Source organism: Streptomyces sp. NPDC090108 (assembly GCF_044747185.1).
Taxonomy (GTDB): domain Bacteria; phylum Actinomycetota; class Actinomycetes; order Streptomycetales; family Streptomycetaceae; genus Streptomyces.
This window is the reverse complement of record NZ_JBIVDQ010000001.1, coordinates 694,876-719,456: the sequence shown is the minus strand read 5'-3', so window position 1 is coordinate 719,456 and position 24,581 is coordinate 694,876. Positions and strand designations below refer to the sequence as shown.

19 protein-coding genes are annotated in these 24,581 nt (G+C 72.9%); 7 read left to right on the top strand and 12 right to left on the bottom strand.

Features of this window, described 5'->3' with window-relative positions; translation table 11 throughout:
• Nucleotides 1–228: 228 nt before the first annotated feature.
• The 3 genes from ACIPRD_RS03095 to ACIPRD_RS03085 are packed head-to-tail and all read right to left on the bottom strand — an operon-like array spanning nucleotide 229 to nucleotide 3,811.
• Complete coding sequence (locus ACIPRD_RS03095; protein ID WP_401559406.1) at nucleotides 229–2,604, bottom strand: FtsX-like permease family protein; 2,376 nt, start codon at nucleotides 2,602–2,604, stop codon at nucleotides 229–231.
• Nucleotides 2,601–3,290, bottom strand: a complete 690-nt coding sequence (locus tag ACIPRD_RS03090) for an ABC transporter ATP-binding protein (RefSeq protein WP_356409303.1) — start codon at nucleotides 3,288–3,290, stop codon at nucleotides 2,601–2,603. Before ACIPRD_RS03090 ends, ACIPRD_RS03095 begins: the two co-directional genes overlap by 4 nt.
• A complete protein-coding gene (locus ACIPRD_RS03085) occupies nucleotides 3,287–3,811 on the bottom strand; it encodes a PadR family transcriptional regulator (RefSeq protein WP_356409306.1) in 525 nt (174 codons plus the stop codon). Before ACIPRD_RS03085 ends, ACIPRD_RS03090 begins: the two co-directional genes overlap by 4 nt.
• A 307-nt stretch (nucleotides 3,812–4,118) precedes the next feature.
• On the opposite strand from ACIPRD_RS03085, the gene ACIPRD_RS03080 reads away from it, so the two are divergent.
• On the top strand, nucleotides 4,119–6,485 hold the full coding sequence (locus ACIPRD_RS03080) for a transglycosylase domain-containing protein (protein ID WP_401559401.1): 2,367 nt from the start codon (nucleotides 4,119–4,121) through the stop codon (nucleotides 6,483–6,485).
• Between the two features lie 73 nt (nucleotides 6,486–6,558).
• Here the strand turns inward: ACIPRD_RS03080 and ACIPRD_RS03075 are convergent, their stop codons facing one another.
• The 4 genes from ACIPRD_RS03075 to ACIPRD_RS03060 form a co-directional block, all read right to left on the bottom strand.
• Nucleotides 6,559–8,700, bottom strand: coding sequence for a SpoIIE family protein phosphatase (locus ACIPRD_RS03075; protein WP_356409312.1), 2,142 nt, complete (start codon nucleotides 8,698–8,700; stop codon nucleotides 6,559–6,561).
• A 295-nt stretch (nucleotides 8,701–8,995) separates the two neighbouring features.
• Entirely contained in the window at nucleotides 8,996–9,685 is a 690-nt protein-coding gene (locus ACIPRD_RS03070) for a DUF402 domain-containing protein (RefSeq protein WP_356409315.1), read from the bottom strand.
• 84 nt (nucleotides 9,686–9,769) lie between these two features.
• Nucleotides 9,770–11,182 (bottom strand): class II fumarate hydratase, encoded by a 1,413-nt coding sequence (locus tag ACIPRD_RS03065; RefSeq protein ID WP_356409318.1) that lies wholly within the window; start codon nucleotides 11,180–11,182, stop codon nucleotides 9,770–9,772.
• 126 nt (nucleotides 11,183–11,308) lie between these two features.
• A complete protein-coding gene (locus ACIPRD_RS03060; protein WP_401559397.1) occupies nucleotides 11,309–11,785 on the bottom strand; it encodes a DUF6294 family protein in 477 nt (158 codons plus the stop codon).
• Nucleotides 11,786–11,915: 130 nt separating this feature from the next.
• Here ACIPRD_RS03060 and ACIPRD_RS03055 point away from each other — a divergent pair, with 130 nt between their 5' ends.
• The gene (locus tag ACIPRD_RS03055) at nucleotides 11,916–14,543 is read left to right on the top strand and encodes a LuxR C-terminal-related transcriptional regulator (RefSeq protein WP_401559394.1); all 2,628 of its coding nucleotides are present in this window, start codon (nucleotides 11,916–11,918) and stop codon (nucleotides 14,541–14,543) included.
• 189 nt (nucleotides 14,544–14,732) lie between these two features.
• On the opposite strand, the gene ACIPRD_RS03050 is transcribed toward ACIPRD_RS03055, so the two are convergent.
• On the bottom strand, nucleotides 14,733–16,403 hold the full coding sequence (locus ACIPRD_RS03050; RefSeq protein ID WP_401559392.1) for a fumarate hydratase: 1,671 nt from the start codon (nucleotides 16,401–16,403) through the stop codon (nucleotides 14,733–14,735).
• Nucleotides 16,404–16,724: 321 nt separating this feature from the next.
• Between ACIPRD_RS03050 and ACIPRD_RS03045 the strand changes: the two genes are divergently transcribed.
• Both ACIPRD_RS03045 and ACIPRD_RS03040 read left to right on the top strand, forming a co-directional pair.
• Nucleotides 16,725–17,459 carry a DUF1707 domain-containing protein gene (locus tag ACIPRD_RS03045; RefSeq protein ID WP_356409330.1) on the top strand — a complete coding sequence of 245 codons (735 nt, stop codon included), beginning with the start codon at nucleotides 16,725–16,727 and terminating at the stop codon, nucleotides 17,457–17,459.
• Between the two features lie 177 nt (nucleotides 17,460–17,636).
• Nucleotides 17,637–18,023 (top strand): WhiB family transcriptional regulator, encoded by a 387-nt coding sequence (locus tag ACIPRD_RS03040; protein ID WP_356409333.1) that lies wholly within the window; start codon nucleotides 17,637–17,639, stop codon nucleotides 18,021–18,023.
• A 64-nt stretch (nucleotides 18,024–18,087) separates the two neighbouring features.
• Here ACIPRD_RS03040 and glpX read toward each other — a convergent pair whose 3' ends face one another.
• On the bottom strand, nucleotides 18,088–19,122 hold the full coding sequence (glpX, locus tag ACIPRD_RS03035; protein ID WP_330459580.1) for a class II fructose-bisphosphatase: 1,035 nt from the start codon (nucleotides 19,120–19,122) through the stop codon (nucleotides 18,088–18,090).
• A gap of 125 nt (nucleotides 19,123–19,247) precedes the next feature.
• On the opposite strand from glpX, the gene ACIPRD_RS03030 reads away from it, so the two are divergent.
• Complete coding sequence (locus ACIPRD_RS03030; protein ID WP_356409337.1) at nucleotides 19,248–19,772, top strand: DUF4245 domain-containing protein; 525 nt, start codon at nucleotides 19,248–19,250, stop codon at nucleotides 19,770–19,772.
• Between the two features lie 121 nt (nucleotides 19,773–19,893).
• On the opposite strand, the gene ACIPRD_RS03025 is transcribed toward ACIPRD_RS03030, so the two are convergent.
• The 3 genes from ACIPRD_RS03025 to xseA all read right to left on the bottom strand — a co-directional run bounded on the left by ACIPRD_RS03025 (nucleotide 19,894) and on the right by xseA (nucleotide 22,363).
• Nucleotides 19,894–20,484 (bottom strand): malonic semialdehyde reductase, encoded by a 591-nt coding sequence (locus tag ACIPRD_RS03025; RefSeq protein ID WP_356409340.1) that lies wholly within the window; start codon nucleotides 20,482–20,484, stop codon nucleotides 19,894–19,896.
• 383 nt (nucleotides 20,485–20,867) lie between these two features.
• Nucleotides 20,868–21,101 carry an exodeoxyribonuclease VII small subunit gene (locus tag ACIPRD_RS03020; protein WP_356409343.1) on the bottom strand — a complete coding sequence of 78 codons (234 nt, stop codon included), beginning with the start codon at nucleotides 21,099–21,101 and terminating at the stop codon, nucleotides 20,868–20,870.
• Nucleotides 21,102–21,109: 8 nt separating this feature from the next.
• Nucleotides 21,110–22,363 (bottom strand): exodeoxyribonuclease VII large subunit, encoded by a 1,254-nt coding sequence (gene xseA / locus ACIPRD_RS03015; RefSeq protein WP_401559386.1) that lies wholly within the window; start codon nucleotides 22,361–22,363, stop codon nucleotides 21,110–21,112.
• A gap of 89 nt (nucleotides 22,364–22,452) precedes the next feature.
• Between xseA and ACIPRD_RS03010 the strand changes: the two genes are divergently transcribed.
• Together ACIPRD_RS03010 and ppgK are read left to right on the top strand one after the other, a co-directional pair.
• Nucleotides 22,453–23,469, top strand: coding sequence for a 4-hydroxy-3-methylbut-2-enyl diphosphate reductase (locus ACIPRD_RS03010; protein ID WP_356409349.1), 1,017 nt, complete (start codon nucleotides 22,453–22,455; stop codon nucleotides 23,467–23,469).
• Between the two features lie 53 nt (nucleotides 23,470–23,522).
• Complete coding sequence (gene ppgK / locus ACIPRD_RS03005; protein ID WP_401559383.1) at nucleotides 23,523–24,365, top strand: polyphosphate--glucose phosphotransferase; 843 nt, start codon at nucleotides 23,523–23,525, stop codon at nucleotides 24,363–24,365.
• Nucleotides 24,366–24,581 lie beyond the last annotated feature (216 nt).

Sequence of the window (24,581 nt, the reverse complement as noted above, 5' to 3'; positions counted from 1 at the left end):
GGTCGGGTGCGGGTGGGGGGTGGCTGGTCGCGCAGTTCCTCGCGCCCCTGAGGGGGTTGGGGTGCGGGGTCGGGTGCGGGTTTGAGGGGGCTGGTCGCGCGGTTCCTCGCGCCCCTGAGGGGGTTGGGGTGCGGGGTCGGGTGCGGGTTTGAGGGGGGCTGGTCGCGCGGTTCCTCGCGCCCCTGGGGTGCGGGCCGCGGGTGGGGGCCCGCACCCGGCCTGGTGTTGTTATTCCGTCCTCAGTCCGTCCGGGCGCATCAGGCGTAGCAGGGGCGGGAGGCTGAGGAGGGTGACCGCGAGGACCACCGCCGCGCCGACACCGGTCAGGGACAGCACGCCCGGCCAGTCCACGGACACCGGCGTCGCCGTCATCCTCAGCAGGACCGCGCCGAGCACGAGACCCACCGCCGAGGCCAGCAGCAGCCCGAGGGCGATGGGCAGCGCCGTCTGCCACAGCACCGACAGGCCCAGCGTGCGGCGCCGGGTGCCGAAGGCGACCAGGGCCGACAGCAGGGTGCGCCGCTCGCGCAACTGCTCCAGCTGCGAGACCAGCAGGCTCGCGCCGATCAGCGCCAGCACACAGGCCGCGCCGGCGAACAGACCGGTGCGCAGCGAGGCGAACTGCCCCGACTGCCTCGTCGCCGCCCATTGCCAGGCGGAGGCGAGGGGGTCCACCCGGGCGGCCGTGTTCCGCACGTACTCCTCCGCGTCCGGCACCGACAGATCGAGGCGGACGAAGACCTGGCCGTGCCCGTCGGTCCGGGTGGCGGCGGGCAGCGCGGACGGGGTGACCAGCAGGCCGTCGATGCCCGGCTGGAGCGAGTCGGGGCGGAGCGCCGCCGTGCGCAGGCCGGCCGGCACCGTCCAGGGGATCTCACGGCCGGGCAGGGACTTGTCGAAGGTGGGGTCGAGGAAGTCGTGGCTGCCGGGCCGCAGGAAGGCGCGGGCGGCCCGCCCGGTGCCGGGGCGGTCGAGCACGAACGTATCGCCCTCCCGGCAGGACGGCAGACGGGCCAGTTCGCGCAGCGAGGCACAGTCGCCGACGGTGACGCTCGCCGAATGGCCGGGGTTGTCGCGCCGGTCGCCCACGCCCACCGTGGACAGCGCCGCGGCCGCCCGTACGCCCTCGGTCCGGGCGAACGCGCGGCCCGCGACCGCCGCGGTGGTCCGGCCGGACAGGTCGATCTCCATCTGCGCCCGCTGCGGGTCCCGCCCGGTGTCCTCGGTGTACTGGCTCTCCACGCCCGCGAACAGCATCTGCAGGGCGATGGCCCCGGCCACCGCGACGGCGATGCCGTTGACCATGCGGGCCGCCGTCCCGCTGCTCAACTGAAGCCGTCGCACAGCCAGTTGCCAGGAGAGCGCACCCGCTCCGAGCCGGGCCACGACCGCCTCCACGACCCAGGGCAGCAGCGCGGTGACGCCGACGAGCAGCAGCAGGACGCCGGCCACCACCAGGTACTGGTTGAAGTCGCCGTGAGTGCGCCCCTTGCCGGTCATCGGGTAGAGCAGGGCGAGACCGGCGACCGGCAGCAGCAGCCGCCACCACAGGCGCCGCCGGGCCGGCCGGGCGGTCCGCACCACACCGAGCGGTTCCACGACCACCCGGCGCATGGCGAGCAGCGTGACCAGCACCGCGGACGCCGGGACCGTCACCGCGACCACCGCCACGAGCACGGGGGAGGGGTTCAGATAGCTGGGGAAGAGACTCACGTCCATCACCTCGACGGACCCCACGGCCTGCCGTCCGGCCAGGAAGAACAGGGCCCCGGCGACGAGTCCGAGCAGGGCGCCGGCCAGCGCCTCGCCCGCGGCGATCCGCCGGGTCATCCGGCTGTCGGCGCCCACCAGGCGCAGTGCCGCCAGCCTGCGGTCGCGCCGCTCGCCGCCGAACCGTACGGCCGTGGCGATGAACACGGCGACCGGCATCAGCAGCGTCACGAACACGACCAGCGTCATCAGGACCAGCACCGGGTCGCTCCGCTCGGGCTGCTGGTCCGGGTTCCCGAACGCGTGCAGCCGCTGCACACGGGTACCGCCCGGCTCCGGCGCCAGATCGCGGGAGCCCGCGTAGTAGGCCAGTTCGTGGGAGCCGATCAGCCCGCTCTCCCCGATGGTCCCGGCGATCCGGTACGGGAGCCGCTCGCGCAGCAGTTTCGCCCCGTCCGAGCCGAGCAGGTCCCGCAGCGCCGGCGAGACCACCATCTCGCCGCTGCCCGGGAACCGGCCGACGCCGGGCGGTAGCGGCGCCCGCGGGCCCTCGGGCTTCAGCAGCCGGCCGCGGATTTCCGCGGAGTGCCAGCTGGTGTCGGCCGACGCGATCAGCAGGGTGTCGTCGGCCTTCGGCGGCACGGTCGTGGAGAACACGTGGCCTTCCTGCCGGGCGTCCTCCCGCTGGTGGCGCGCGTTCAGCACGCTGGGCAGCGCGGTCGTCAGCAGCAGCAGCGCCACGCCGAGCCCGACGCCGACCGCCGTCAGCAGCAGCCGTACCCACCCCTCGCGCCCGCCGGTGACGGCGAACCGCGCCCCCATGGCCAGGTCCCTGGACCTGCGCCGGGCTCCCGGGCGCTCCCCGGCCGTGAGCCTCCCCCCTCGTGGATTCATGCGGTGCGCTCCATGTCCCGGGACCTGCCGTCCCGTACGACGATCTCGCGGTCGGACCAGGCGGCCACCCGGGCCTCGTGGGTGACGAGCACCACCGCGGCACGGGTGGAGCGGGCCGCGTCCGTGAGCAGTTCCATGACGCGCTCGCCGTTGAGGGAGTCCAGCGCGCCGGTCGGCTCGTCCGCGAACAGCACCCGGGGGCCGGTGACCAGTGCCCGGGCCACCGCGACCCGCTGGCCCTGGCCGCCGGAGACCTCGCCGGGCCGCTTGCGCGCGAGGTCGTCGACCTCCAGGCGTTCCAGCCAGACCAGCGCCGCCTTCTCGGCTTCCTTGCGGGAGGTGCCGTTCAGGCGCAGCGGGAGCGCGACGTTCTCCACGCAGGTGAGTTCCGGCACGAGCTGCCCGAACTGGAAGACGAAGCCGAACTCGCCGCGGCGCAGCGCGCTGCGCTGGGCGTCGGTCATGGCGGACAGTTCGCGGCCGTCGTAGTGGATCGTGCCGGAGTCGGGCGGCACGATGCCGGCGAGGCAGTGCAGCAGCGTCGACTTGCCGGAGCCGGAGGGCCCCATCACGGCGACCACCTCGCCCGGGTGGATGGAGAAGCCGGCGCCGTCGAGGGCGACGGTCGGGCCGTAGGCCTTGCGCAGGTCCTCGGCGGTGAGCAGCGAGCCGGCGGGCGCGTTCACTTCGCCACCTCCGTGCCGAGCCGGTCCAGCCGCGCGGCCGTCAGCTCCAGCCAGCGCAGGTCCGCCTCCAGATGGAACAGGGCGTGGTCGCAGATCAGCTGGTCGGCCAGGTCGCCCCGGCGCTTGCGGTCGGTCAGGATCCGCATGCTGCGCAGGTGCTCGGCGCGCTGGGTGTCGAGGACGTCGGCGGCGTCGCGGCGGGTGAGCAGCGCGAGGACGACCTTGGTGTACAGGGTCGACTGGAGGTACTCCTCCGGCTTCTCGGGGGTCGCGAGCCAGCGTTCGACGTCGGTGACCCCGGCGTCCGTGATGGCGTACCGCTTGCGCTCGGGGCCGCCGGCGGCCTCTATGCCGTCGACCTCGACGAGCCCGTGCCGCAGCAGCCGCGACATCGTCGAGTAGACCTGGCCGTAGTGCAGGGGCCGGTCGTGGCCGAACTTCTCGTCGAAGGCCCGCTTCAGGTCGTAGCCGTGCCGGGGGCCGGACTCAAGGAGTCCCAGAAGGGTGTGACCGATGGACATGCGGAGCACTCTACACACGGTGTATACCCGCCGTGTATACACGGCGGGTGCAGTCCATGGCCAGGAGCGGGAGCGCGCGGGCGGAGAGAAGGGCTCCGGTCGCGGCCGGAAGCCCTCCCCTCCGGGAATCCTCAGGCCGGGAACAGGTTTCGCCGGAAGGCAACCTGGTGGGGCTGTAGTTCGTCGGTTCCCATGGGGTGGGTGCTCATTCTCACGTCCATAAAAGGGCGGATCAGATGCCCTTTGTCATATAGAGGGGTGTTAGCTTTCGGAGCTGACCCCGAGACGGAGCGGAGCGAAGGGACTCATGGGACGAGCCGAAGAGAGACGAGCGCGGCAGAGCGCCGGGCGCCGCGCGGCGCCCCGTCGCCACCCGCAGTCCCAGGCGGCCGGCTCGCCCGCGGGCTCCGGGTCGCAGGCGGGCGGCAGAGCACCCAAGGCCGCCAAGGGCCGAATACGCCGGCTCTTCACCTGGAGGAAGATGCTCGGCGCGTTCTTCGGCCTGTGCCTGCTGGTGATCGGCGGCTTCGCCGCGCTGTACATGTCGGTCGACATCCCCGTCGGCAACGACCTGGCCAAGAAGCAGAGCAACGTCTACAAGTACAGCGACGGCACGCTCCTGGCCCGGGCCGGCACGGTCAACCGGGAGAACGTCGACCTGTCGAAGGTGCCGAAGAAGGTCCAGCTGACCTTCGTCGCGGCCGAGAACAAGTCCTTCTACAGCGACCCCGGCGTCGACATCAGGGGCACCACCCGCGCCCTGCTGAACACCCTGGCCGGCAAGGGCAAGCAGGGTGGTTCCACGATCACCCAGCAGTACGTCAAGAACTACTACCTCGACCAGGAGCAGACCGCCTCGCGCAAGCTGAAGGAACTGGTCATCTCGCTCAAGGTCGAGCGTGAGAAGTCCAAGGACGAGATCCTCGCGGGCTACATCAACACCAGCTACTACGGCCGCGGCGCCTACGGCATCCAGGCCGCGGCGCAGGCCTACTACCGCAAGGACGCCCAGGACCTCACGGTCGAGCAGGGCGCCTACCTCGCCGCGCTGCTCCAGGCACCCAGCCAGTACGACTGGGCGGTCGCCGGACCCGTCGGGAAGCGGCTGGTGACGGACCGCTGGAACTACGTCCTGGACAACATGGTCAAGGAGGGCTGGCTCGACAAGGCCGAGCGCCGGACCATGAAGTTCCCCTACCCCAAGGACCCGAAGGGCGCCCCGGGCATGGAGGGGCAGACGGGCTACCTCGTCTCCCTGGCCAACGCCCAGGTGGAACAGCAGCTGATGAAGACCGAGGGCCTGTCCCGCTCCGAGGCGGCCGCCAAGGTCGAGGGGCAGGGCTGGACCATCACCCTGAACATCAGCCGCAAGAAGCAGGCCGCGCTCGAGAAGGCCGTCAAGACCCAGCTCACCGAACGCCTCAGCCCGAAGAGGCGCAAGGTCGACGCCGACGTCCAGGCCGGTGCCGTCTCGGTCGACCCCAAGACCGGGAAGATCGTCGCGCTGTACGGCGGCAAGGACTACTTCTCGCACTGGACCGACAACGCCACGCGCCGGGACTACCAGCCCGCCTCGACGTTCAAGCCGGTCATCCTCGCCGCCGCGCTGGAGCAGAACGCCACCACGCAGGACGGCGACGCCATCAACGCGGGCACCGTCTACGACGGCACCAGCGGCCGCCAGGCCGTCGACCACGGCGTCAAGGTGGGCTTCGGCCCGCCCAACGAGGACGACGCGAACTACGGCCCGATCACCGTCCAGCAGGCCATGGACAAGTCGGTGAACTCCGTCTTCGCGCAGATGGGCGTCGACGTGGGCATGGACCAGGTCATGGCCACCGCCAAGCAGCTCGGCATGGACACCGCGGGCATGCAGGCCGTGCCCGCGCAGACCCTCGGGTCGATGGGCGCGAGCCCGCTGGAGATGGCGGGCATCTACGCCACCCTCGACAACCACGGCCGCAAGGTGACCCCGAGCATCGTCAAGTCGGCCGAGCAGCCGGACCGCACGGTCCGGATGCCCGACCCGATCGGCGGCTCGGTGATCAGCCGGACCGCCGCCGACACGGTGACCTCCGTGCTCACCGGCGTGGTCGACGACGGTACGGCCCGCCAGTCGGTGGCGAACAACCCGCTGCGCGCCGGACAGCAGGTGGCCGGCAAGACCGGTACCTCCGACTGCAACCGCTCCGCCTGGTTCACCGGCTACACCCCCGACCTCGTCACCTCCGTCGGCCTGTTCGGCGAGGCGGCCAAGGCCGGCGGCACGGGCTGCGACAACGAGCCGATCAAGCAGTACGCCCATGTCTCCCTGAAGGGCGCGATGGGCGGCGGCCGCGTCAACGGAGGTGGCACGCCCGCGCAGATCTGGGCGGCCTACACCTTCGGCGTCACCGACCGGGCCACGTTCGACCTGAACACCGACCAGGGCGCCGCGGTCGCGACCACGCCGCCGCCGACCGTCAGCGACTCGCCGTCCGACTCCCCCTCGGAGTCCGCGTCCAGCGAACCGCCGACGTCCGCGCCGCCGTCGGAGACGGTGACCGAGACGCCGCCGACCGGGCCGGCCACGCAGACGCCGACCACACCGCCGCCGCCGTCGCAGCCGACGACGACCCCGCCGCCGACCGGGGGTCCCACCATCAGGAACCCGTTCGAACCCGGCGACCAGTAGGAGCGCACGCGAAGGGCGCCCGGCCACAGGCCGGGCGCCCTTCGCGTCGTCACCACCGAGAACCCGCAGGGGCTCAGCTCCGGTTCAGTTCGAACCACACCACCTTGCCGGTGCTCAGCCGCGTCGCGCCCCAGCGGCGGGCCATCTTGTTGACCAGGTACAGCCCCCGGCCGCCCTCGTCCGTCGCCCGCGCCTGCCGCAGCCGCGGCAGCTGCGGCACGTCGTCGCCGACCTCGCAGCGCAGCACGTCCGTGCGCAGCAGACGCAGCGTCACCGGACGCGAGGCGTAGCGCACCGCGTTGGTGACCACCTCGCTGACCAGCAGCTCCACCGAGTCCGTCAGGTCCTCCATGCCCCACCGCGACAGCGCGCGCCGGGCCAGCCGGCGGGCCCGGCCGGGAGCCGAGTCCTCCGGATCGAGCGACCAGTACGCCACGTCGCTCGGCGCGATCCCGTCGAAGCGGGCCGCGAGCAGCGCGATGTCGTCGTCCCGGTCGCCCGGGCCCAGCATGTCCAGCACCTCGTCGCAGAGGGCCTCCAGCGGCGGCGAGTGGTCGGGTCCGGTCAGCTGCGCGGTCGCGGCGAGCTTCTCGCGCAGCTGCTCTATCCCGGTCCACACGTCCCGCAGCCGGGACTCCACCAGGCCGTCCGTGTACAGCAGCAGCGTGGCCCCGGCGGGCGCGTCCAGCTCGACCGCCTCGAAGTCCACACCGCCCACGCCGATCGGCGCGCCCGGCGGCACCCGCAGCACCTCGGCCCGGCCGCCCAGGTGCAGCAGCACGGGCGGCGGATGACCTGCGTTGGCGATGGTGATGCGGTGCGTGACGGGGTCGTAGACGGCGTACAGGCAGGTCGCCATCCGGTCGGTGCCCAGCCGCTGCGCCTGCTCGTCCAGGTGGTGCAGCACCTCCTGCGGAGGCAGGTCGAGACCGGCCAGGGTCTGCGCCGTCGTCCGCAGCTGGCCCATGATCGCCGCCGAGGTCATGGAGTGCCCCATGACGTCACCGACCACCAGCGCCACCCTGCTGCCGGGCAGCGGGATCGCGTCGTACCAGTCGCCGCCCACCCGCGCGGTCTCCGCCGCCGGCAGATACCGCGAGGCCAGCCGCACGCCCGTCGGGTGCGGCAGCGTCTCGGGCAGCATGGTGCGCTGCAGCTCGTCGGCGATGTACGCCTCACGGCCGTACAGCACCGCCTTGTCGATGCCGAGCGCGCTGTGGGTGGCGAGCTGCGCCGCCACCAGCAGGTCGTCGACCTCGAACGCCTGGCGCTCCGGGCGGCGCAGGAACACCGCCGCGCCGATCACCCGCCGCCGCCCGCGCAGCGGCGCGAGGATCGCGTGCTGACCGTCCGGTACGAGCGCCTCGCCGCCCTCGCCGAGCAGCTCGGGCAGCGCGGCCCGGGCCGCGGGGGTGTCCGCGAACACCGGCCGCACCCCGCGCAGCACCTCGTTCAGCGCGCCTCCCGGCCGCACCTCGCACAGTTCGGCGGTGAGCGCCGGGGGACCCGAGAAGCCCGAGAACACGGCCAGACCCGACGGGTCCGGCTCCGGTTCCGGGAAGGGCGGGGGCAGCAGGCCCTCGGTGCCGCGCTCGTCCGGTATCCGGTCCGAGCGGCGCAGCCGGAGCACGACGGGACCGGTGGGCCGCTCGTCGCCCACCGGCAGCGGGTCCCGGAGGTAGACGAGGATCGCGTCCGAGAACGTCGGCACCGTGGCCCGGCACAGACCCATCACGATCTCGTCCAGGTCCAGACCGCGGGCGATCCGCCGGGTCGCGGCGCCCACGAAGCGCAGCCGGTCGCCGTCACGGCGCATCGGCATCGGACGCCCCGGCGGCAGACCCCGCCCGGTACGGCGCTCCTGCCCGGTCGGCGTGCGCTCCTGATCGGCCCCGGGCTGCGGCGGAATGCTCTCCGGCGCGGGACGCGGACGATGGTCTCCCACGCTCGACTGCGCACGCGCGGGAGATGCCCCCACCGGCTCGTCGGTGGCCGGCTGGGAGTGTTCGGGGCCGTTGACTGGAGGCTCCTTCTCCTTGTCGCCCTTGCCGTGGGGCGCGGTCGTGCCCGGAGGGGACGGGGTTCCGTCCGCCCCGGCCTGTGCGGGTAAGCCGGAGGCGCCGAGCGGCTTCGGGGTACGCAGGAGCGCCCCGCGGTGCTCCGCGGGGTCGGCGCCCGCCTGGGGGCGTCCGTAGGACGTGGGCTGCTCCGTCACGCGTGTCGAATCCATCCGTCCGGGGCTGCGCGCCGGGCGCGCAGATGGTCCCGCCGAAATCCCGATACCCGGAATACGTGCCCCAGGAACGGAATTCCCGCGTGGTCACAGGTTGTTCCCGCGCCACCGGCGAACGTGGCGCGGTCCGCGATGGTGTTGCCCTGGTACCCCTCGATCACTTCCTGCCGCCCCTCGGTGACATACGGTCAAGCCCGGCGCAAGATCCGGGAGTTACGAATCGGCGCCCTTGCGGAGGACGATCCTACGGTTGTGGTCCGGGGGCGCATCAAGGGTCTCATGAGGACATGCGCGCGGGTGTGCGGTCCCAGTCCCCAGGAAGCGACGGTACTCCCCAGGACGGGTCCGGGCGCCAGTGCTGCCAGCCGTCAGTGAACGGCGGCCCCCAGCCCCGGATGGTCTCCACCGCCGCGAGCCCCGCCGCCCGCACCCGCCCGGCGGTGTCCGTGTCCATCAGCCCGTCCCGCTGGGCCTGTGCGAACTCGTCCTCGTCGCGCCAGTCCCAACTGCGGTCGGGATTCACGGTGATGTCCAGGAAGTGGTCCTCGGAGTCCACCCCGCCCGACCAACGGGCCAGCGGTTCTTCGAGATTGACGTACCAGTTCTTGAACTGCCAGCCCGGGTCCCAGAACAGCCACACCGACCAGGGCTCACCGGGCCGGGCGAGCTTCAGCACGCCCGTGCCGAACCAGCGGCCCCGCTGGACCGTGCGCGGCTTGGTGTAGCGGGTCTCCAGCGGTTCCAGGTGCAGCGGCCTGCCGTCGGCCAGCACGGGCTTCACGCACTCGGTGCCGGGCGCCATCCAGACCGCGAGCAGGTCCGCGTCGTCCCGTACGACGGTCACCGGGCGCACGACGTGGAAGTGCTCGCCGGCGTTCTCCCGGTACCGCCACAGGATCGGGGTCCCCGGCGCCCAGTACGTGGCAGGGACCGCTTCCACTCGTCTCACCGCTCCGTCGTCCGTCATGGACAGATATTAGGTGCCTGCGGCACACGACGCTGCGATCCCTCTCACGGTTCCCGGCCGCGGGCCGGAAAGGTTCGCCAGGCGTCACGGGTGCGTCATCCGCAGGACATCCAGCGCCTCGTCGAGCTGTTCCAGGGTGAGGACACCCCGCTCCACATAGCCGCCCTCCAGGACGACCTCCCGGATGGTCCGCCGCTCGGCGAGCGACCTCTTGGCGACCTTCGCGGCCTCCTCGTACCCCAGGTACTTGTTCAGCGGGGTCACCACGGACGGCGAGGACTCGGCGTACTCACGGGCCCGTTCGCGGTCGGCGGTGATGCCGTCGACCGTCCGGTCGGCCAGCAGCCGGGAGACGTTGGCCAGCAGCCGGACCGACTCCAGCACGTTCCGCGCGATCACCGGGAGCATCACGTTCAGCTCGAAGTTCCCCGAGGCTCCGGCGGTGGCGATCGTCGCGTCGTTGCCGATCACCTGGGCCGCGACCATGAGCACGGCCTCCGGCACCACCGGGTTGACCTTGCCCGGCATGATCGACGAGCCGGGCTGGAGATCGGGCAGCCGGATCTCGGCCAGCCCGGTGCGCGGGCCCGACGCCATCCAGCGCAGATCGTTGGCGATCTTCGTCAGCCCGACCGCGATCGTCCGCAGCTGCCCGCTGGTCTCCACGATCCCGTCCCGGGCGCCCTGCGCCTCGAAATGGTCGCGGGCCTCGGTCAGCGGCAGCCCGGTCGCCCGCGCCACCTCCCGGATCACCGCGGCGGAGAACCCGGGCGGCGTGTTGATCCCGGTCCCCACCGCCGTCCCGCCCAGCGGCAGCTCGGCCAGCCTCGGCAGCGAGGACCGCAGCCGCTCCACGCCGTAGCGGACCTGGGCGGCGTAGCCGCCGAACTCCTGCCCCAGCGTCACCGGCGTCGCGTCCATCAGATGCGTGCGCCCGGACTTCACCACGTCCGCGAACTCCACGGACCTGGCGCTGAGCGCGGCGGCCAGGTGCTCCAGCGCCGGGATCAGATCACGGGTGACCGCGGCGGTGGCGGCGATGTGGATCGACGAGGGGAACACGTCGTTGGACGACTGCGAGGCGTTCACGTGGTCGTTGGGGTGCACGTCCCGGCCCAGCCGCTCGCTCGCGAGGGTGGCGATCACCTCGTTGGCGTTCATGTTGGACGAGGTCCCGGACCCGGTCTGGAACACGTCCACCGGGAAGTGCTCGTCCCACTTCCCCTCGGCGACCTCCCCGGCCGCCTCCTCGATCGCCGCCGCGACGTCCGCCTCCAGCACCCCGAGACCGGCGTTCACCTTCGCCGCGGCCCCCTTGATCCGGGCCAGCGCCTCGATGTGCGCCCGCTCCAGGCGCTGCCCGGACACGGGGAAGTTCTCCACGGCACGCTGCGTCTGCGCCCGCCACTTGGCGTGGGCGGGGACCCGTACCTCGCCCATGGAGTCGTGCTCGGTGCGGTAGTCCTGCCCGCCGTCCGCTGCACCCGTCGTCGTCATCGTCGTGGTACCTCCTGGAACGGGAGCACGGGCGGGACGCACGCTATTCCCGCGACCCCGTTCCAGGATCGGACGCCCGGCCGCCGCTGTCGCGGCGACCCGGGCGCGGCCCGCGGCCGGCCCCGCTCAGCAGCTGCTGACGAGGGACATGCGCGCGATGTCGTCGTACCAGCCGGGGTCGAAGGTCCCCTTGGCCGTCCACACGTACCGCTGGGTGCGGTCGGGCAGGTTCTTCACGAACTTGGCCGGGACGGCCGGGTCCTGGAGACGCGCGTTGCGCAGGGCCGTGAGAACCGCCCCGTCCGCGTCCTTCAGGCGCGCCCGCATCAGCCAGGCGTCGTTGTTGTCGCTGCTGGTGACCGTGGCCCGGAAATAGGCCGTGCCGTCCGGGTACACGGTCCACCGCGCGCCCCGGAACATGGTGCAGTCGCCCTTGCGCAGGGTGTGCCACGTGAAGGACTTCCAGGCCGGGGCGTGCGCGGGCGCGGCGGCCGCGCCCGCCGTGGGTATCAGGGCGCCGGCGGTCAGCGCGGCGGTGGCCACGGCGGTGGCCAGGAGCTTGCGGGTGCGACGGGTCCCGCCGATGGTCCGGATGCTGCTCACTGAATGGTCCTTTCCTCACCGTTGGTGCGGGTGCCGGACCAGGATCGCCGTACCGGTACGGGCGGTCCCGAGTAGTTGGCTACTCGAATTGGGCTTCGGGACGGATGTCCCGGTTTGTAGGATTCTCCGTGTGGGGCGGGAACTGGGGCGGGAATGGCCGTTGACCGGCCGTACGGAAGAACTGCGGTTCATCGAGAGGGTGGGGCGGCGCGGCCGTCACGCACGCGGCGTGCTGCTCGCCGGAGCGGCCGGGGTGGGCAAGACCCGGCTCGCCCGGGAGGCGGTCGCGGCCGCCGTGCGCCGCGGTGCCGCCACCAGGTGGGCGACCGGCACGGCCTCGGCGCGGGCCCGGCCGCTGGGAGCGTTCGCCGCCTGGGCCGGACCCGGCGACGGGGACGCCTCCCGGGCGCTGGAGCGGACGACGGCCGCGCTGCTCACCGGCACCGGTCCGGCCGGCCCGGTGATCGCGGTCGACGACGCGCACCTCCTCGACGACCTGTCCGCGCTGCTCGTCCACCAGCTGGTGCTGCGGCAGGCCGCCGCGGTCGTGATCACGGTGCAGGCCGGCCGCCCGGCCCCGGACGCCGTGACCGCGCTGTGGAAGGACGGCCACCTGGACCGCGTGGAGGTACGGCCGCTGTCCCCGCCGCAGACCGGCGCCCTCCTCGAAGCGGTCCTCGGCGGCCCCGTGGACCGCACCGCCGTCGCCCGGCTGTGGAAACTCACCCGGGGCAACGCCCTGATCCTGCGGCACGTGATCGACACCGAACTGGCGGTGCGTCATCTGCGCCGGGTGCGGGGCCTGTGGCGCTGGTCCGGGCCGCCGGCCGTCTCACCCGTGCTCGCCGACCTGGTCGCCGCCCGCATGGGCGAACTCTCCGGCACCGAGCGGGACGTGGTGGACCTCCTCGCCCTCGGTGAACCCGTCGACACGGCACTCCTCGGCCGGCTCGCCGACCCGCGGGCGGTCGAGGAGGCCGAGGCGCGGGGGCTGGTGACGGTGGAGCAGGCCGGCGACACCCTCTGGGCCCGGCTCGCCCACCCCCTGTACGGCGAGGTGCGCCGCGCCGCCCTCGGCACCCTGCGCGCCCGCCGGCTGCGCGGCCGGATGGCACGGGCGCTCGCCGACCGCCCCGGACACCACCACGACGACACCCTGCGCCGGGCCGTGCTCGCCCTGGACTCCGACCTGCCGCCCGACCCGGACCTGTTCACCGCGGCGGCCGCGCACGCCGCGCTCCTCGCCGACATGCCCCTGGTCGAGCGGCTGGCCAGGGCGGCGGTCGCGGCCGGCGCCGGCTTCGAGGCGCAACTGCTGGTCACCACCGCGCTCGCCGCGACGACCCGGCACAAGGACATCGAGGACGAGCTGGCCGTCCTCACCGCCCTGGCCGCCACGGACGCCGAACTGATCCGGGCGACCCTGGTCCGGGTCCCCGCGCTCGCCTACGTGACGAGCGGACCCGCCGAGGCGGAAGCCGTCCTGGACGAGGCCGAGTCCCGCGTCCGGCAGCCCGGCTTCCGGCGCCAGCTGACGGCACTGCGCTCCTACCTGGAGGCGACCCAGGGACGCGTGGCCCGCGCCGTCGCGTGCGCCACCGCCGCGCTCCAGGCCCCCGACCTGCCGGACGAACCGGTCATCCTGGCCTCCGTCGGGCTGGTGGCCGCCCTCGGGGTGACGGGCCGCGCCGACCTCCTGTCCCCGGCCGCCGCCCGGGGCACCGAGGCCGCCGCGCGCTCCAGCCAGCTCGGCTTCCTGCGCGCCCCGCTGACGATGGCCCACGTCACGGGGCTGCGCCTGGCGGGCCGGCTGCGGGAGGCCGGGGACGTCGCGGCCCGGTTCCGGGAGGAGACCCGGGACCAGGACTTCGGCGACGAACTCGGCGGCTTCCTCGTCGGCGAGACCGAGCTGGCCCGCGGCCGGGTGGCCGACGCCGTACGGCGCCTGCGCGAAGCCCTCGTGGGCCTGCGCGAACACGGCAACGCCGGCGGGTTCGTGTACTTCTGCCTGCTGTCGCTGACCCGCGCCCTGGCCCTCACCGGCGATCTGCCGGGGGCCCGCAGCTCACTGGCGGAACTGGAGGCCGAGCGGAGCCCGTCCTTCGCGGTCCTCGACCCCGAACTCGCCCTGGCACGGGCCTGGGTGAGCGCCGTCGAGGGGGCGCTCGGCGAGGCGGTCGCCCTGGCCCGCGCGGGCGCCGACGCCGCCGCCCGCAACGGCCAGCACGCGCACGAGGTGCTGGCCCTCCAGACCGCCGTCTGCCTCGGTGACACCTCGCTCGCCGCGCGGCTCGCCGGCCTGGCCGCCCGGGTCGACGGCCCGCGGGTACGGGCCGCCGCCGCGCACGCCGCCGCGCTGAGCACCCGCGACGGCGAGGGACTGCGCGCCGCCTCCGCCCGCTGGGAGGAGACGGGCGATCTGCTGGTCGCCGCGGACGCCGCCGCGCAGTGCGCGAGCACCCATCTGCGGCACGGGGACCGGGCCCCCGCCCACGCCGCCGCTGCCCGCGCCCACCGGCTCGCCGAGGCCTGCCAGGGGGCCCGCACCCCGGCCCTCCTCGAAGCGGCCCGGCCGGTGCCGCTGACCCGCCGCGAACGCGAGATCGCGGTCCTCGCGGCCCGCGGTCTCACCAACCAGCAGATCGCCGACCGCCTGACCGTCTCCGTCCGCACGGTGGAAGGCCACCTCTACCGCGTCTGCGGCAAGCTCGGCATCACCAACAGGAAGGACCTCGCGGCCCTCCTCCTGAACACCTGAACCGATCGGCCCGGGCGGCACTTCTCAGGATGGGCCACCACTCAGCCTGTCCGGCGCTTGAGGACGAGGCCGTCAGGCCGACCGGGGTCCGGGGCTCGGCCCCGGCGGGGGTGAAGGGGCGGAGCCCCTCAGGGACGGGACGGGCAGGGGCGGCGCGGGCGGAGAAGCCCCCGCCGCCCCTTTGGGAACCTACGCCAGCCCAGGCCCCCGCACGGGAATCGTCGTGAACGTCGGCGCCGGCGCCGGATCCTGGAAGAAGTCGTTCCCCTTGTCGTCCACCACGATGAACGCCGGGAAGTCCTCGACCTCGATCTTCCAGACCGCCTCCATGCCCAGCTCCTCGTACTCGAGGACCTCGACCTTCTTGATGCAGTCCTGCGCCAGCCGCGCCGCCGGCCCGCCGATGGAGCCCAGGTAGAAGCCGCCGTGCGCGTCGCACGCGGAGGTGACCTGCTTGCTGCGGTTGCCCTTGGCGAGCATCACCTTGGAACCGCCCGCCGCCTGGAACTGCTCCACGTAGGAGTCCATGCGGCCGGCCGTCGTCGGACCGAAGGACCCGGAGGCGTACCCCTCGGGGGTCTTGGCCGGACCGGCGTAGTACACCGGGTGGTCCTTCAGGTACTGCGGCATCTCCTCGCCCGCGTCGAGGCGTTCCTTGATCTTGGCGTGCGCGATGTCGCGGGCCACGACCAGCGGTCCGGTGAGCGAGAGCCGGGTCTTGACCGGGTACTTCGTCAGCTCGGCGAGGATCGTGTCCATCGGCTGGTTGAGGTCGATCTCGACGACGTCGGACGCCTCGTCCAGGTGCTCGTCGGTCGTCTCCGGCAGGAAGCGCGCCGGGTCCGTCTCCAGCTGCTCCAGGAAGACGCCCTCGGCGGTGATCTTCGCGACGGCCTGGCGGTCGGCCGAGCAGGACACGGCGATGGCGACCGGGCAGGACGCGCCGTGCCGCGGCAGGCGCACCACGCGCACGTCGTGGCAGAAGTACTTGCCGCCGAACTGCGCGCCGATGCCGATCTTCTGCGTCAGCTCGAAGACCTTCTCCTCCAGCTCCTTGTCCCGGAAGCCGTGGCCGAGCTCGGAGCCCTCCGCCGGGATCTCGTCCAGGTAGTGCGCGGAGGCGTACTTCGCGGTCTTCAGCGCGAACTCGGCGCTGGTGCCGCCGACGACGATCGCCAGGTGGTACGGCGGGCAGGCGGCCGTGCCGAGCGAACGGATCTTCTCCTCCAGGAACTTCATCATGGAGGACTCGTTCAGGACGGCCTTGGTCTCCTGGTAGAGGAAGGACTTGTTGGCGCTGCCGCCGCCCTTGGCCATGAACAGGAACTTGTAGGCGCCGCCGTCGGTCGCGTACAGCTCGATCTGCGCCGGGAGGTTGGAGCCGGTGTTCTTCTCCTCCCACATGGTGAGCGGAGCCATCTGCGAGTAGCGCAGGTTGAGGTTCAGGTACGCGTCGTAGATGCCGCGGCTCAGCGCCGCCTCGTCGCCGCCCTCGGTCAGCACGTTCTGGCCACGCTTGCCCATGACGATCGCCGTGCCGGTGTCCTGGCACATGGGCAGCACGCCCGCCGCCGCGATGTTCGCGTTCTTCAGCAGGTCCAGCGCGACGAACTTGTCGTTGGCCGACGCCTCGGGGTCGTCGATGATGCGGCGCAGCTGCGCGAGGTGGGCCGGGCGCAGGTAGTGCTGGATGTCGTGGATCGCCTCTTCGGCGAGCTTGCGCAGCGCCTCCGGCTCCACCTTGAGGAACGTGCGCCCGTCCGGACCCTCGACGGTGGACACGCCCTCCGAGGTCACCAGCCGGTAGGGGGTGGTGTCCTCGCCCTGGGGAAGCAGATCGGTGTACGCGAACTCAGGCATCGCAGCCCATTCCTCACTCTGACGGATGGCCGCCCGCCGACGCTGGCGGGCCCCACCAGCGTAGAACCTGCCGCCGGGACGAATCCTGTGAGGTAAGGCTCAGTAGGGACGCCCACCCCCTAGGGGGCGTCTCTCCGATCTTCGTGGGTCCGCGACGCCCGGCACGGCACCTCGCCGCACGGCCGAACCGCCCACGTACGCCCAGTACGAGGGCGGTCCGGCCGCACGCCGAGGCACCGCACCGGACGCCGCGGCCTGATCCGCGAAGATCGAAGAGACGCCCCCTAGTCGCGATCTATCGCGTTTCGGTACGCTGCTGCCGTGGACCTTCAGAAGCAGGCTCAGCCCGCCCAGCCCCAGGACGGCGCGGCGCGCGTGTCCGAGCTGCGCGCCTCGGACGCCGACCGTGACCGAGTCGCCGACATCCTCCGCGAGGCACTGGCCGAGGGCCGGCTGACCGCCGAGGAGCACGCCGAGCGCGTGGAGGGGGTGCTGCACACCAAGACGGTGGGTGAACTGGACGTCTACATCCGCGATCTGCCGGGCGCCCACCAGCGCCGGACCGGCCCCGCCTACGTGTCGGCCCCCGCGCACCCCGAGCCCGGGGCGGTCCCGGCCGAGGCCGACGCCAGCGTGGTGGCGGTGTTCAGCAGCGCCGTGCGCCGCGGCCGCTGGCGCGCCGGGCGCCGCCTGCACGCGTACGCCGTCTTCGGCAGCGTCGAGATCGACCTCAGCGAGGCGATCTTCGAGTACCAGCAGGTCGTGATCAAGGCGGTCTCGGTCTTCGGCGACATCCAGATCCGGGTGCCGGAGAACGTGTCCCTGCGCGGCACCGGCGGCGGTGTCCTCGGCAACTTCGAGGCCGACACCCTGGACTCGGCCGAGGCCGACGCGCCCGTGGTCTACGTCGACGGCTGGGCCGTGCTCGGCAACGTGGAGGCGCGTCCCAAGCGCGGCAAGCTGGTCTCGGACATCCTCGACCGGGTCTCGGAACGGGTCCAGGAGCGGGTCCAGGCCAAACTCGACCGGAAGCTGCGCAAACACCTGGACCGTTGACGGTCGCGAATCCCGCGGCGGGTGCGGAACGATACGGTCCGCCCCGCGGAAGGCTTCCGGGGGGCGTGAACAAGCCGTCGCGCGCCTGCGGTCGGGAACGCTGTGCATAGGCGCGCGCACAGCGGGTAGGGCTGCTGCATCGTCTCTCGCTCGCGAAGCCGTCGTCAGGAGTAGACCGTGCCGCAACCGCCGCATTCGTCTCTACAGGTAGCTGCCGTACCGGCCCAGCGGGTGCCGACGCGAGACAGGGACAGGGGCAGGGACCAGGACACGCCCTGGCACACCGAAGCGGTGTGCCGGCGTGACGAGGCCGGCCTCTTCTTCGCCCCGTCGAAGGAGCCGACCGCCGCCCGGCTGTCCCGCGAGGAGGCGGCGAAGCGGGTGTGCGCCCGCTGTCCCGTCATGGTCGAGTGCCGTGAGCACGCCCTGCTCCAGCCCGAGCCCTACGGCGTCTGGGGCGGCCTGACCGCGGCGGAGCGCCGGGTGGTCCTGGCCAGGCGCCGCCGGCGCGAGATGGAGCTGAAGTCGGCGACGCGGGCGACGGCGAACCGCATAGCGGGCTGAACGCCGACGGGCGGCACCCCCTCCGCACCGGGGGTGCCGCCCGTCCGGGCGCGTGTCCGCCGGGCTACTTCGCCCGGTCGAAGTCGATCGCGCTGTAGGCACGCAGCTTGCTCAGCCGGTGCTCGGAGTCGATCCGCCGCACGGTCCCCGACTTGGAGCGCATCACGATGGAGTCGGTGGTCGCGGTCTCCGACCGGTACCGCACCCCGCGCATCAGCTCGCCGTCGGTGATGCCGGTGGCGACGAAGAAGACGTTCTCCCCGCGCACCAGGTCCTCGGTGGTCAGCACCCGGTCGAGGTCGTGCCCGGCGTCGATCGCCCGGGCCCGCTCCTCGTCGTCCTTCGGCCACAGCTTGCCCTGGATGGTGCCGCCCAGGCACTTCACGGCGCAGGCCGAGATGATGCCCTCGGGGGTGCCGCCGATGCCGAGCAGCAGGTCGATGCCGGTGCCCTCGCGCAGCGCCAGGATCGAGCCGGCGACGTCACCGTCGGAGATCAGCTTGATGCGGGCGCCGGCCTCCCGGACCTCCTTGATGATGCCCTCGTGCCGGGGGCGGTCCAGGATGACGACCGTGACGTCCTCCGGCGCGGACCGCTTGGCCTTGGCGATCCGCCGGATGTTCACGGCCACGGGCGCGTCGATGTCGACGAAGTCCGCGGCCTCGGGGCCGGTGACCAGCTTGTCCATGTAGAACACGGCGGACGGGTCGAACATGGCGCCGCGCTCGGCGGCGGCCAGGACGGCGATCGCGTTCGGCATGCCCTTGGCCGTCAGCGTGGTGCCGTCGATCGGGTCGACGGCGATGTCGACCTCGGGGCCGGTGCCGTCACCGACGCGCTCCCCGTTGAACAGCATCGGGGCTTCGTCCTTCTCGCCCTCGCCGATGACGACGACGCCGTTCATCGACACGGTGGAGACGAGGGTCCGCATGGCGCGCACGGCGGCGCCGTCGGCGCCGTTCTTGTCGCCGCGGCCGACCCAGCGGCCCGCGGCCATGGCGGCGGCCTCGGTCACCCGGACGAGTTCCAGGGCGAGGTTGCGGTCGGGAGCCTCGGAGGGGACATCGAGTTCGGACGGCAGGTGATGATGTTCGGTCATCGGAGCGCACCTTTCTGATACGACGACGGCCGGATGAGGGTGTTCCACGACTCTATCGTTAGGCCGACAAAATGAGCAGGGGGCCCCACGGATGAGCGCACGGGGCACCTGCGACCATAGGGGACGTGGCAGGTTCGAACGGTAAGCAGAAGACGGCCCGGGACATGATCCTCTCGCTGGCCCTGATCGGTATCGCGGCGGCGGTGGTCTACCTCTTCGTGCCGCACGACGATCACGCTCCCGACATCAAGCGGGTCGACTACCGCGTCGAGCTGCTCACGGCACGCCGTGCGGCGAGCTACCCGGTGGAGGCCCCCGAGGGGCTGCCGGAGGCCTGGAAGGCGACCTCCGTGCGCTACCAGGGCGAGGACTCCGACCGCTGGCACCTCGGCTTCCAGGCGCCGGGCGGCCAGTACGTGCAGGTCGAGCAGTCCGCCGGCAAGCGCGCCGACGTCATCGGCCAGGCCAGCCAGGGCGCCTCGGCGACCGAGCGGACCCAGCGGATCGACGGCCGCACCTGGACCCGCTACAGCGGCGGCCGCTACGACGCGCTCGTCCTGGAGGACACCCCCGGCTCGACCACCGTGGTGGCCGGCACCGGGTCCTTCGACCAGCTGACGACGATGGCGGCGGCCCTCAAGGCGAAGTGAGCCGTGGCGCGCCCGGTCGGTGGGCCGGGCGCGCACGGCGGCCGCGCGCGCCCGGCGCGCGACGGCGTACGACGAAGGCCCCCGGCACTGCCGGGGGCCTTCGTCATGCGCGCGGGGCCGCTCAGACGGTCGTGACGACGTCGTCGTAGGCCAGGCGCGGCGAGCGCGGGAACCAGGCGTCCTCGCCGGGCTTGCCGATGTTGACGACCATCAGCGGGGTGTGGTCGTCGTCCAGGAACTCCTTGCGGACGCCCTCGAAGTCGAGGCCGGTCATCGGGCCGGCGGCGAGGCCCGCGGCGCGCACGCCGATGATGAAGTACGCGGCCTGCAGCGCGGCGTTCAGACCGGCGGCACCCTCGCGGACCGGACGCTCGCTGAAGAACACGTCCTTGGCCTGCGGGAAGTGCGGGAACAGCGCCGGCAGCTCCTGGTGGAACTCGTTGTCCGCGGAGAGGATCGCGACCAGCGGGGCGGCGGCCGTCTTGGCCTGGTTGCCCTCGGCCAGGTGCTTCACCAGGCGCTCGCGGGCCTCGGGGGAGCGGACCAGCGTGACGCGCAGCGGGCTCTGGTTGAAGGCGGTCGGGCCGTACTTGACCAGGTCGTAGATCGCCTGGACCTGCTCGTCGGTCACCGGCTCGTCGGTGAAGGTGTTCGCGGTGCGGGCCTCGCGGAAGAGCAGGTCCTGGGCGGCGGGGTCAAGAACGAGAGACATGCGTGACTTCCTCGGATGCGCGTCCGGTCCGGGGGGACCGGCTGACGGGCTCGATCCTACGCACGTTAAGTTCAACGTTCAACAAAACTCCGGACGCAGTGATCCGCTTCACACGTTCGCACCATCGCGTCCCCGTACGTCCCCCGCCACGCGCGAGCCGGCCCCGCCGATGCGCGCCGGCCCCGGTCGCCGCACCGGCCGTACTGCGCCCCGGTCGCCGCACCGCTCCTCCTGCGGCCCCGATCGCCGGGCCGGTCCTCCCGCGGCCCCGGTCGCCGGGCCGGTCCCGCCGCGGCCCCCGGTGCAGCGTCAGTGCCCGCTCCGTAGCCGCGCCAGTGCTCCCCCGGCGCCCACCCCGGCCCCGCCGGCCCGCCCGGGAGGGCCTACGCGTCCTCCGGCCCGGACTCTCCCGCCGCCTCCTCGGCCAGCGCCGCGTCCAGCCGGGCCCGCGCGCCCTCCAGCCAGCGGCGGCACACCTTGGCCAGCTCCTCGCCGCGCTCCCACAGCGCCAGGGACTCCTCCAGCGTCGTACCGCCGGTCTCCAGACGCCGTACGACGTCGATCAGCTCGTCCCGCGCCTGCTCGTACGAGAGCGCCTCATCCGTCCTGCCGGTCATGTCCACCCTTAGAGATTGCCGTTGTCGCCGGTGTCACCGGCACCGCTCGAACCCTGCACTTCGACCCGCACCGTGAACTCGCCCTCGGCGACCCGCGCCCGCAGCGTCTCCCGCGGTGCGACCTCGCCCGGATCGCGCACCACGTGCCCGTCCGCCTTCTGGAGCACCGCGTATCCGCGCAGCAGCGTGGCCGCGGGGGAGAGGGCGACCACACGCGCGTGCGTGTGCGTCAGCTCCGAGTCGGCGCGGTCCAGGAGATGGCCGAGCGTGCGCCGGGCGCGGCCCAGCAGCGCGTCGAGCTGGTCGGCGCGCTCCTCGACCATCCGGTGCGGATGTTCCATCGACGGCCGCGCCAGCGCGTGCGCCAGACCCCGCTGCTCCCGGTCGACGAGCCCGGTCACACACCGCCGGGCCCGATCCCGCAGCATCCGCACCCGCTCCGCCTCCTCGCCCACGTCCGGCACGACCTTCTTGGCCGCGTCGGTCGGGGTGGAGGCGCGCAGGTCGGCCACATGGTCCAGCAGCGGGTTGTCCGGCTCGTGCCCGATGGCGGACACGACCGGCGTACGGCACTGCGCCACCGCCCGCACCAGCTGCTCGTCGGAGAACGGCAGCAGGTCCTCCACGCTGCCGCCGCCCCGCGCCACGACGATGACGTCCACCTCGTCCATCGCGTCCAGTTCCTTGACGGCCTGTACCACCTGAGGCACCGCGTGGACGCCCTGCACGGGCACGTTGCGCACCTCGAAACGGACGGCCGGCCAGCGGTGCCGGGCGTTCTCCAGGACGTCCCGCTCCGCAGCCGAGGCACGGCCGCAGACCAGTCCGATCAGCTGCGGCAGGAAAGGGAGCGGCTTCTTGCGCTCGGGCGCGAACAGCCCCTCGGCCGCCAGGGACTTCTTCAGCTGCTCCAGCCGGGCCAGCAGCTCGCCCACGCCCACCGGCCGTATCTCGGCGGCGCGCAGCGACAGCTGCCCCCGCGGGGCGTACCACTCCGGCTTGGCGAGCACCACGACCCGGGCGCCCTCGCCGACCACGTCGGCCACCGTGTCGAACACCTGCCGGTAGCAGGTGACGCCGACCGAGATGTCGTGCGACGGGTCGCGCAGCGTCAGGAAGACGACCCCCGCGCCCGGCCGCCGCGACAGCTGCGTGATCTGCCCCTCGACCCACACCGCGCCGAGCCGGTCGATCCAGCTGCCGATCAGCCGGGAGACCTCACCGACCGGGAGCGGGGCTTCGGGAGACGTGTTCACAGCCATGCGGCGAGACTAACGGCCGGTACCGACAAAGGCGGTGTCCCCGGACACCCCGTGAGGGGGATCTCCGGCCCACCGCACCCGCCCTTACGATGGGTGCCATGACCGCTTCTCCTGGCCGCCGTGTCCTGCTCGCCGCCCCCCGTGGCTACTGCGCCGGTGTGGACCGCGCCGTGATCGCCGTCGAGAAGGCCCTCGAACAGTACGGGGCCCCGATCTACGTCCGGCACGAGATCGTCCACAACAAGTACGTCGTGCAGACCCTGGAGAAGAAGGGCGCCATCTTCGTCGAGCGCACGGAGGAGGTGCCGCCGGGCAACATCGTGATGTTCTCCGCCCACGGCGTCGCCCCGGCCGTGCACGAGGAGGCGAAGCGCGGACAGCTCGCCACCATCGACGCGACCTGCCCGCTGGTGACCAAGGTCCACAAGGAAGCCGTCCGCTTCGCGAGCGAGGACTACGACATCCTCCTGATCGGGCACGAGGGCCACGAGGAGGTCATCGGCACCTCCGGCGAGGCCCCCGACCACATCCAGCTCGTCGACGGCCCCGAGGACGTCGCCAAGGTCGAGGTCCGCGACCCCTCGAAGATCGTCTGGCTGTCCCAGACCACCCTCTCCGTGGACGAGACCATGGAGACCGTGGACGCGCTGAAGGCGAAGTTCCCCGGCCTCGTCTCCCCGCCCAGCGACGACATCTGCTACGCCACGCAGAACCGTCAGCTCGCCGTGAAGCAGATGGGCGCCGAGGCCGAGCTGGTCATCGTGGTCGGCTCCCGCAACTCCTCCAACTCCAAGCGCCTGGTCGAGGTCGCCAAGCTCGCCGGCTCCCGCGAGGCCTACCTCGTGGACTTCGCCGACGAGATCGAGGAGGCCTGGCTGGAGGGCGTCACCACGGTCGGCGTCACCTCCGGCGCCTCCGTGCCCGAGGTGCTGGTCGAGCAGGTCCTGGAGTGGCTCGCCGAGCGCGGCTACGGCGACGTGGAGCTCGTCAAGGCCGCCGAGGAGTCGATCACCTTCTCGCTGCCCAAGGAACTCCGCCGCGACCTGCGCGACGAGGCGGCCGCCCTGGTGGCCGAGCGCGGCGGCTCCGGTACGTCGGACGCGTGACCGACTCTGCGCCCCGTGGCGTGACCGTCAGTCGCCCGTCGTAACGTGGGGCCATGCAGATCTTCGGCGTGGACATCGGCGGATCCGGGATCAAGGGCGCTCCCGTGGACCTGGACAAGGGCGACCTGGCCCAGGAGCGCTGCAAGGTGCTCACCCCGCACCCGGCGACGCCCGACGGCGTCGCCGACGGTGTGAAGCAGGTGATCGACCACTTCGGCTGGACCGGCCCGGTGGGCCTGACCTTCCCCGGAGTGGTCACCGGCGGCGCGGTCGTCCGTACGGCGGCGAACGTCGACCCCGGCTGGATCGACACCGACGCGCGGGCCCTCTTCAGCGAACGCCTCGGCGGCCTGCCGGTGACCGTGGTCAACGACGCGGACGCGGCGGGCGTCGCCGAGATGCAGTTCGGCGCGGGCCGGGGCCGCGGGGGCACGGTCATCCTGCTCACCTTCGGCACCGGCATCGGCAGCGCCGTCTTCACCGACGGCGTCCTCGTCCCCAACACCGAGCTGGGCCACCTCGAGCTGAACGGCCACGACGCCGAGAAGCGCGCCTCCAGCAAGGCCAAGGAGGACCAGGACCTCAGCTGGGAGCACTGGGCGCGGCGCGTGCAGAAGTACCTGGCCCATGTCGAGATGCTCTTCTCGCCCGACCTGTTCATCATCGGCGGCGGAGTGAGCCGCAAGGCCGACAAGTTCCTGCCCCACATCCAGGGCATCAAGGCCGAGATCGTGCCGGCCCAGCTCCAGAACAACGCGGGGATCGTGGGAGCGGCGATGCGGGCCGCGCAGACGGAGTCGGCCGCGGCGGGGGCCGCCTCGCAGGCCGCCTCTCCGGGCGGCACGCAGGAGGCTCCGGCGAGCGCGCCCAGCACGTCGGAGACGCCGGAGAGCTAGGCGAACGCCGCCGGGGCCGCGGGGGCCGCCGGGGCCGCCGGGGAACCCGACCGGTGGCCCTGGGCCGCGGGCCGGGAGCCCCGGCCGCCCGCCACGGGCGCGGTAGACCTGGCCGGAAGCCGGAAGCCGGAAGCCGGAAGCCGGAAGCCGGAAGCCGGAAGCCGGAAGCCGGAAGCCGGAAGCCGGAAGCCGGAAGCCGGAAGCCGGAAGCCGGTA

What these genes read in the sequence shown, in the direction of transcription:
- ACIPRD_RS03095 (WP_401559406.1), bottom strand. Translation starts at nt 2,604, where the DNA reads ATGAATCCACGAGGGGGGAGGCTCACGGCCGGGGAGCGCCCGGGAGCC.
- ACIPRD_RS03085 (WP_356409306.1), bottom strand. Translation starts at nt 3,811, where the DNA reads ATGTCCATCGGTCACACCCTTCTGGGACTCCTTGAGTCCGGCCCCCGG.
- ACIPRD_RS03080 (WP_401559401.1), top strand. Translation starts at nt 4,119, where the DNA reads ATGGGACGAGCCGAAGAGAGACGAGCGCGGCAGAGCGCCGGGCGCCGC.
- ACIPRD_RS03070 (WP_356409315.1), bottom strand. Translation starts at nt 9,685, where the DNA reads ATGACGGACGACGGAGCGGTGAGACGAGTGGAAGCGGTCCCTGCCACG.
- ACIPRD_RS03065 (WP_356409318.1), bottom strand. Translation starts at nt 11,182, where the DNA reads ATGACGACGACGGGTGCAGCGGACGGCGGGCAGGACTACCGCACCGAG.
- ACIPRD_RS03050 (WP_401559392.1), bottom strand. Translation starts at nt 16,403, where the DNA reads ATGCCTGAGTTCGCGTACACCGATCTGCTTCCCCAGGGCGAGGACACC.
- glpX (WP_330459580.1), bottom strand. Translation starts at nt 19,122, where the DNA reads ATGACCGAACATCATCACCTGCCGTCCGAACTCGATGTCCCCTCCGAG.
- ACIPRD_RS03025 (WP_356409340.1), bottom strand. Translation starts at nt 20,484, where the DNA reads ATGTCTCTCGTTCTTGACCCCGCCGCCCAGGACCTGCTCTTCCGCGAG.
- ACIPRD_RS03020 (WP_356409343.1), bottom strand. Translation starts at nt 21,101, where the DNA reads ATGACCGGCAGGACGGATGAGGCGCTCTCGTACGAGCAGGCGCGGGAC.
- xseA (WP_401559386.1), bottom strand. Translation starts at nt 22,363, where the DNA reads ATGGCTGTGAACACGTCTCCCGAAGCCCCGCTCCCGGTCGGTGAGGTC.
- ACIPRD_RS03010 (WP_356409349.1), top strand. Translation starts at nt 22,453, where the DNA reads ATGGGTGCCATGACCGCTTCTCCTGGCCGCCGTGTCCTGCTCGCCGCC.
- ppgK (WP_401559383.1), top strand. Translation starts at nt 23,523, where the DNA reads ATGCAGATCTTCGGCGTGGACATCGGCGGATCCGGGATCAAGGGCGCT.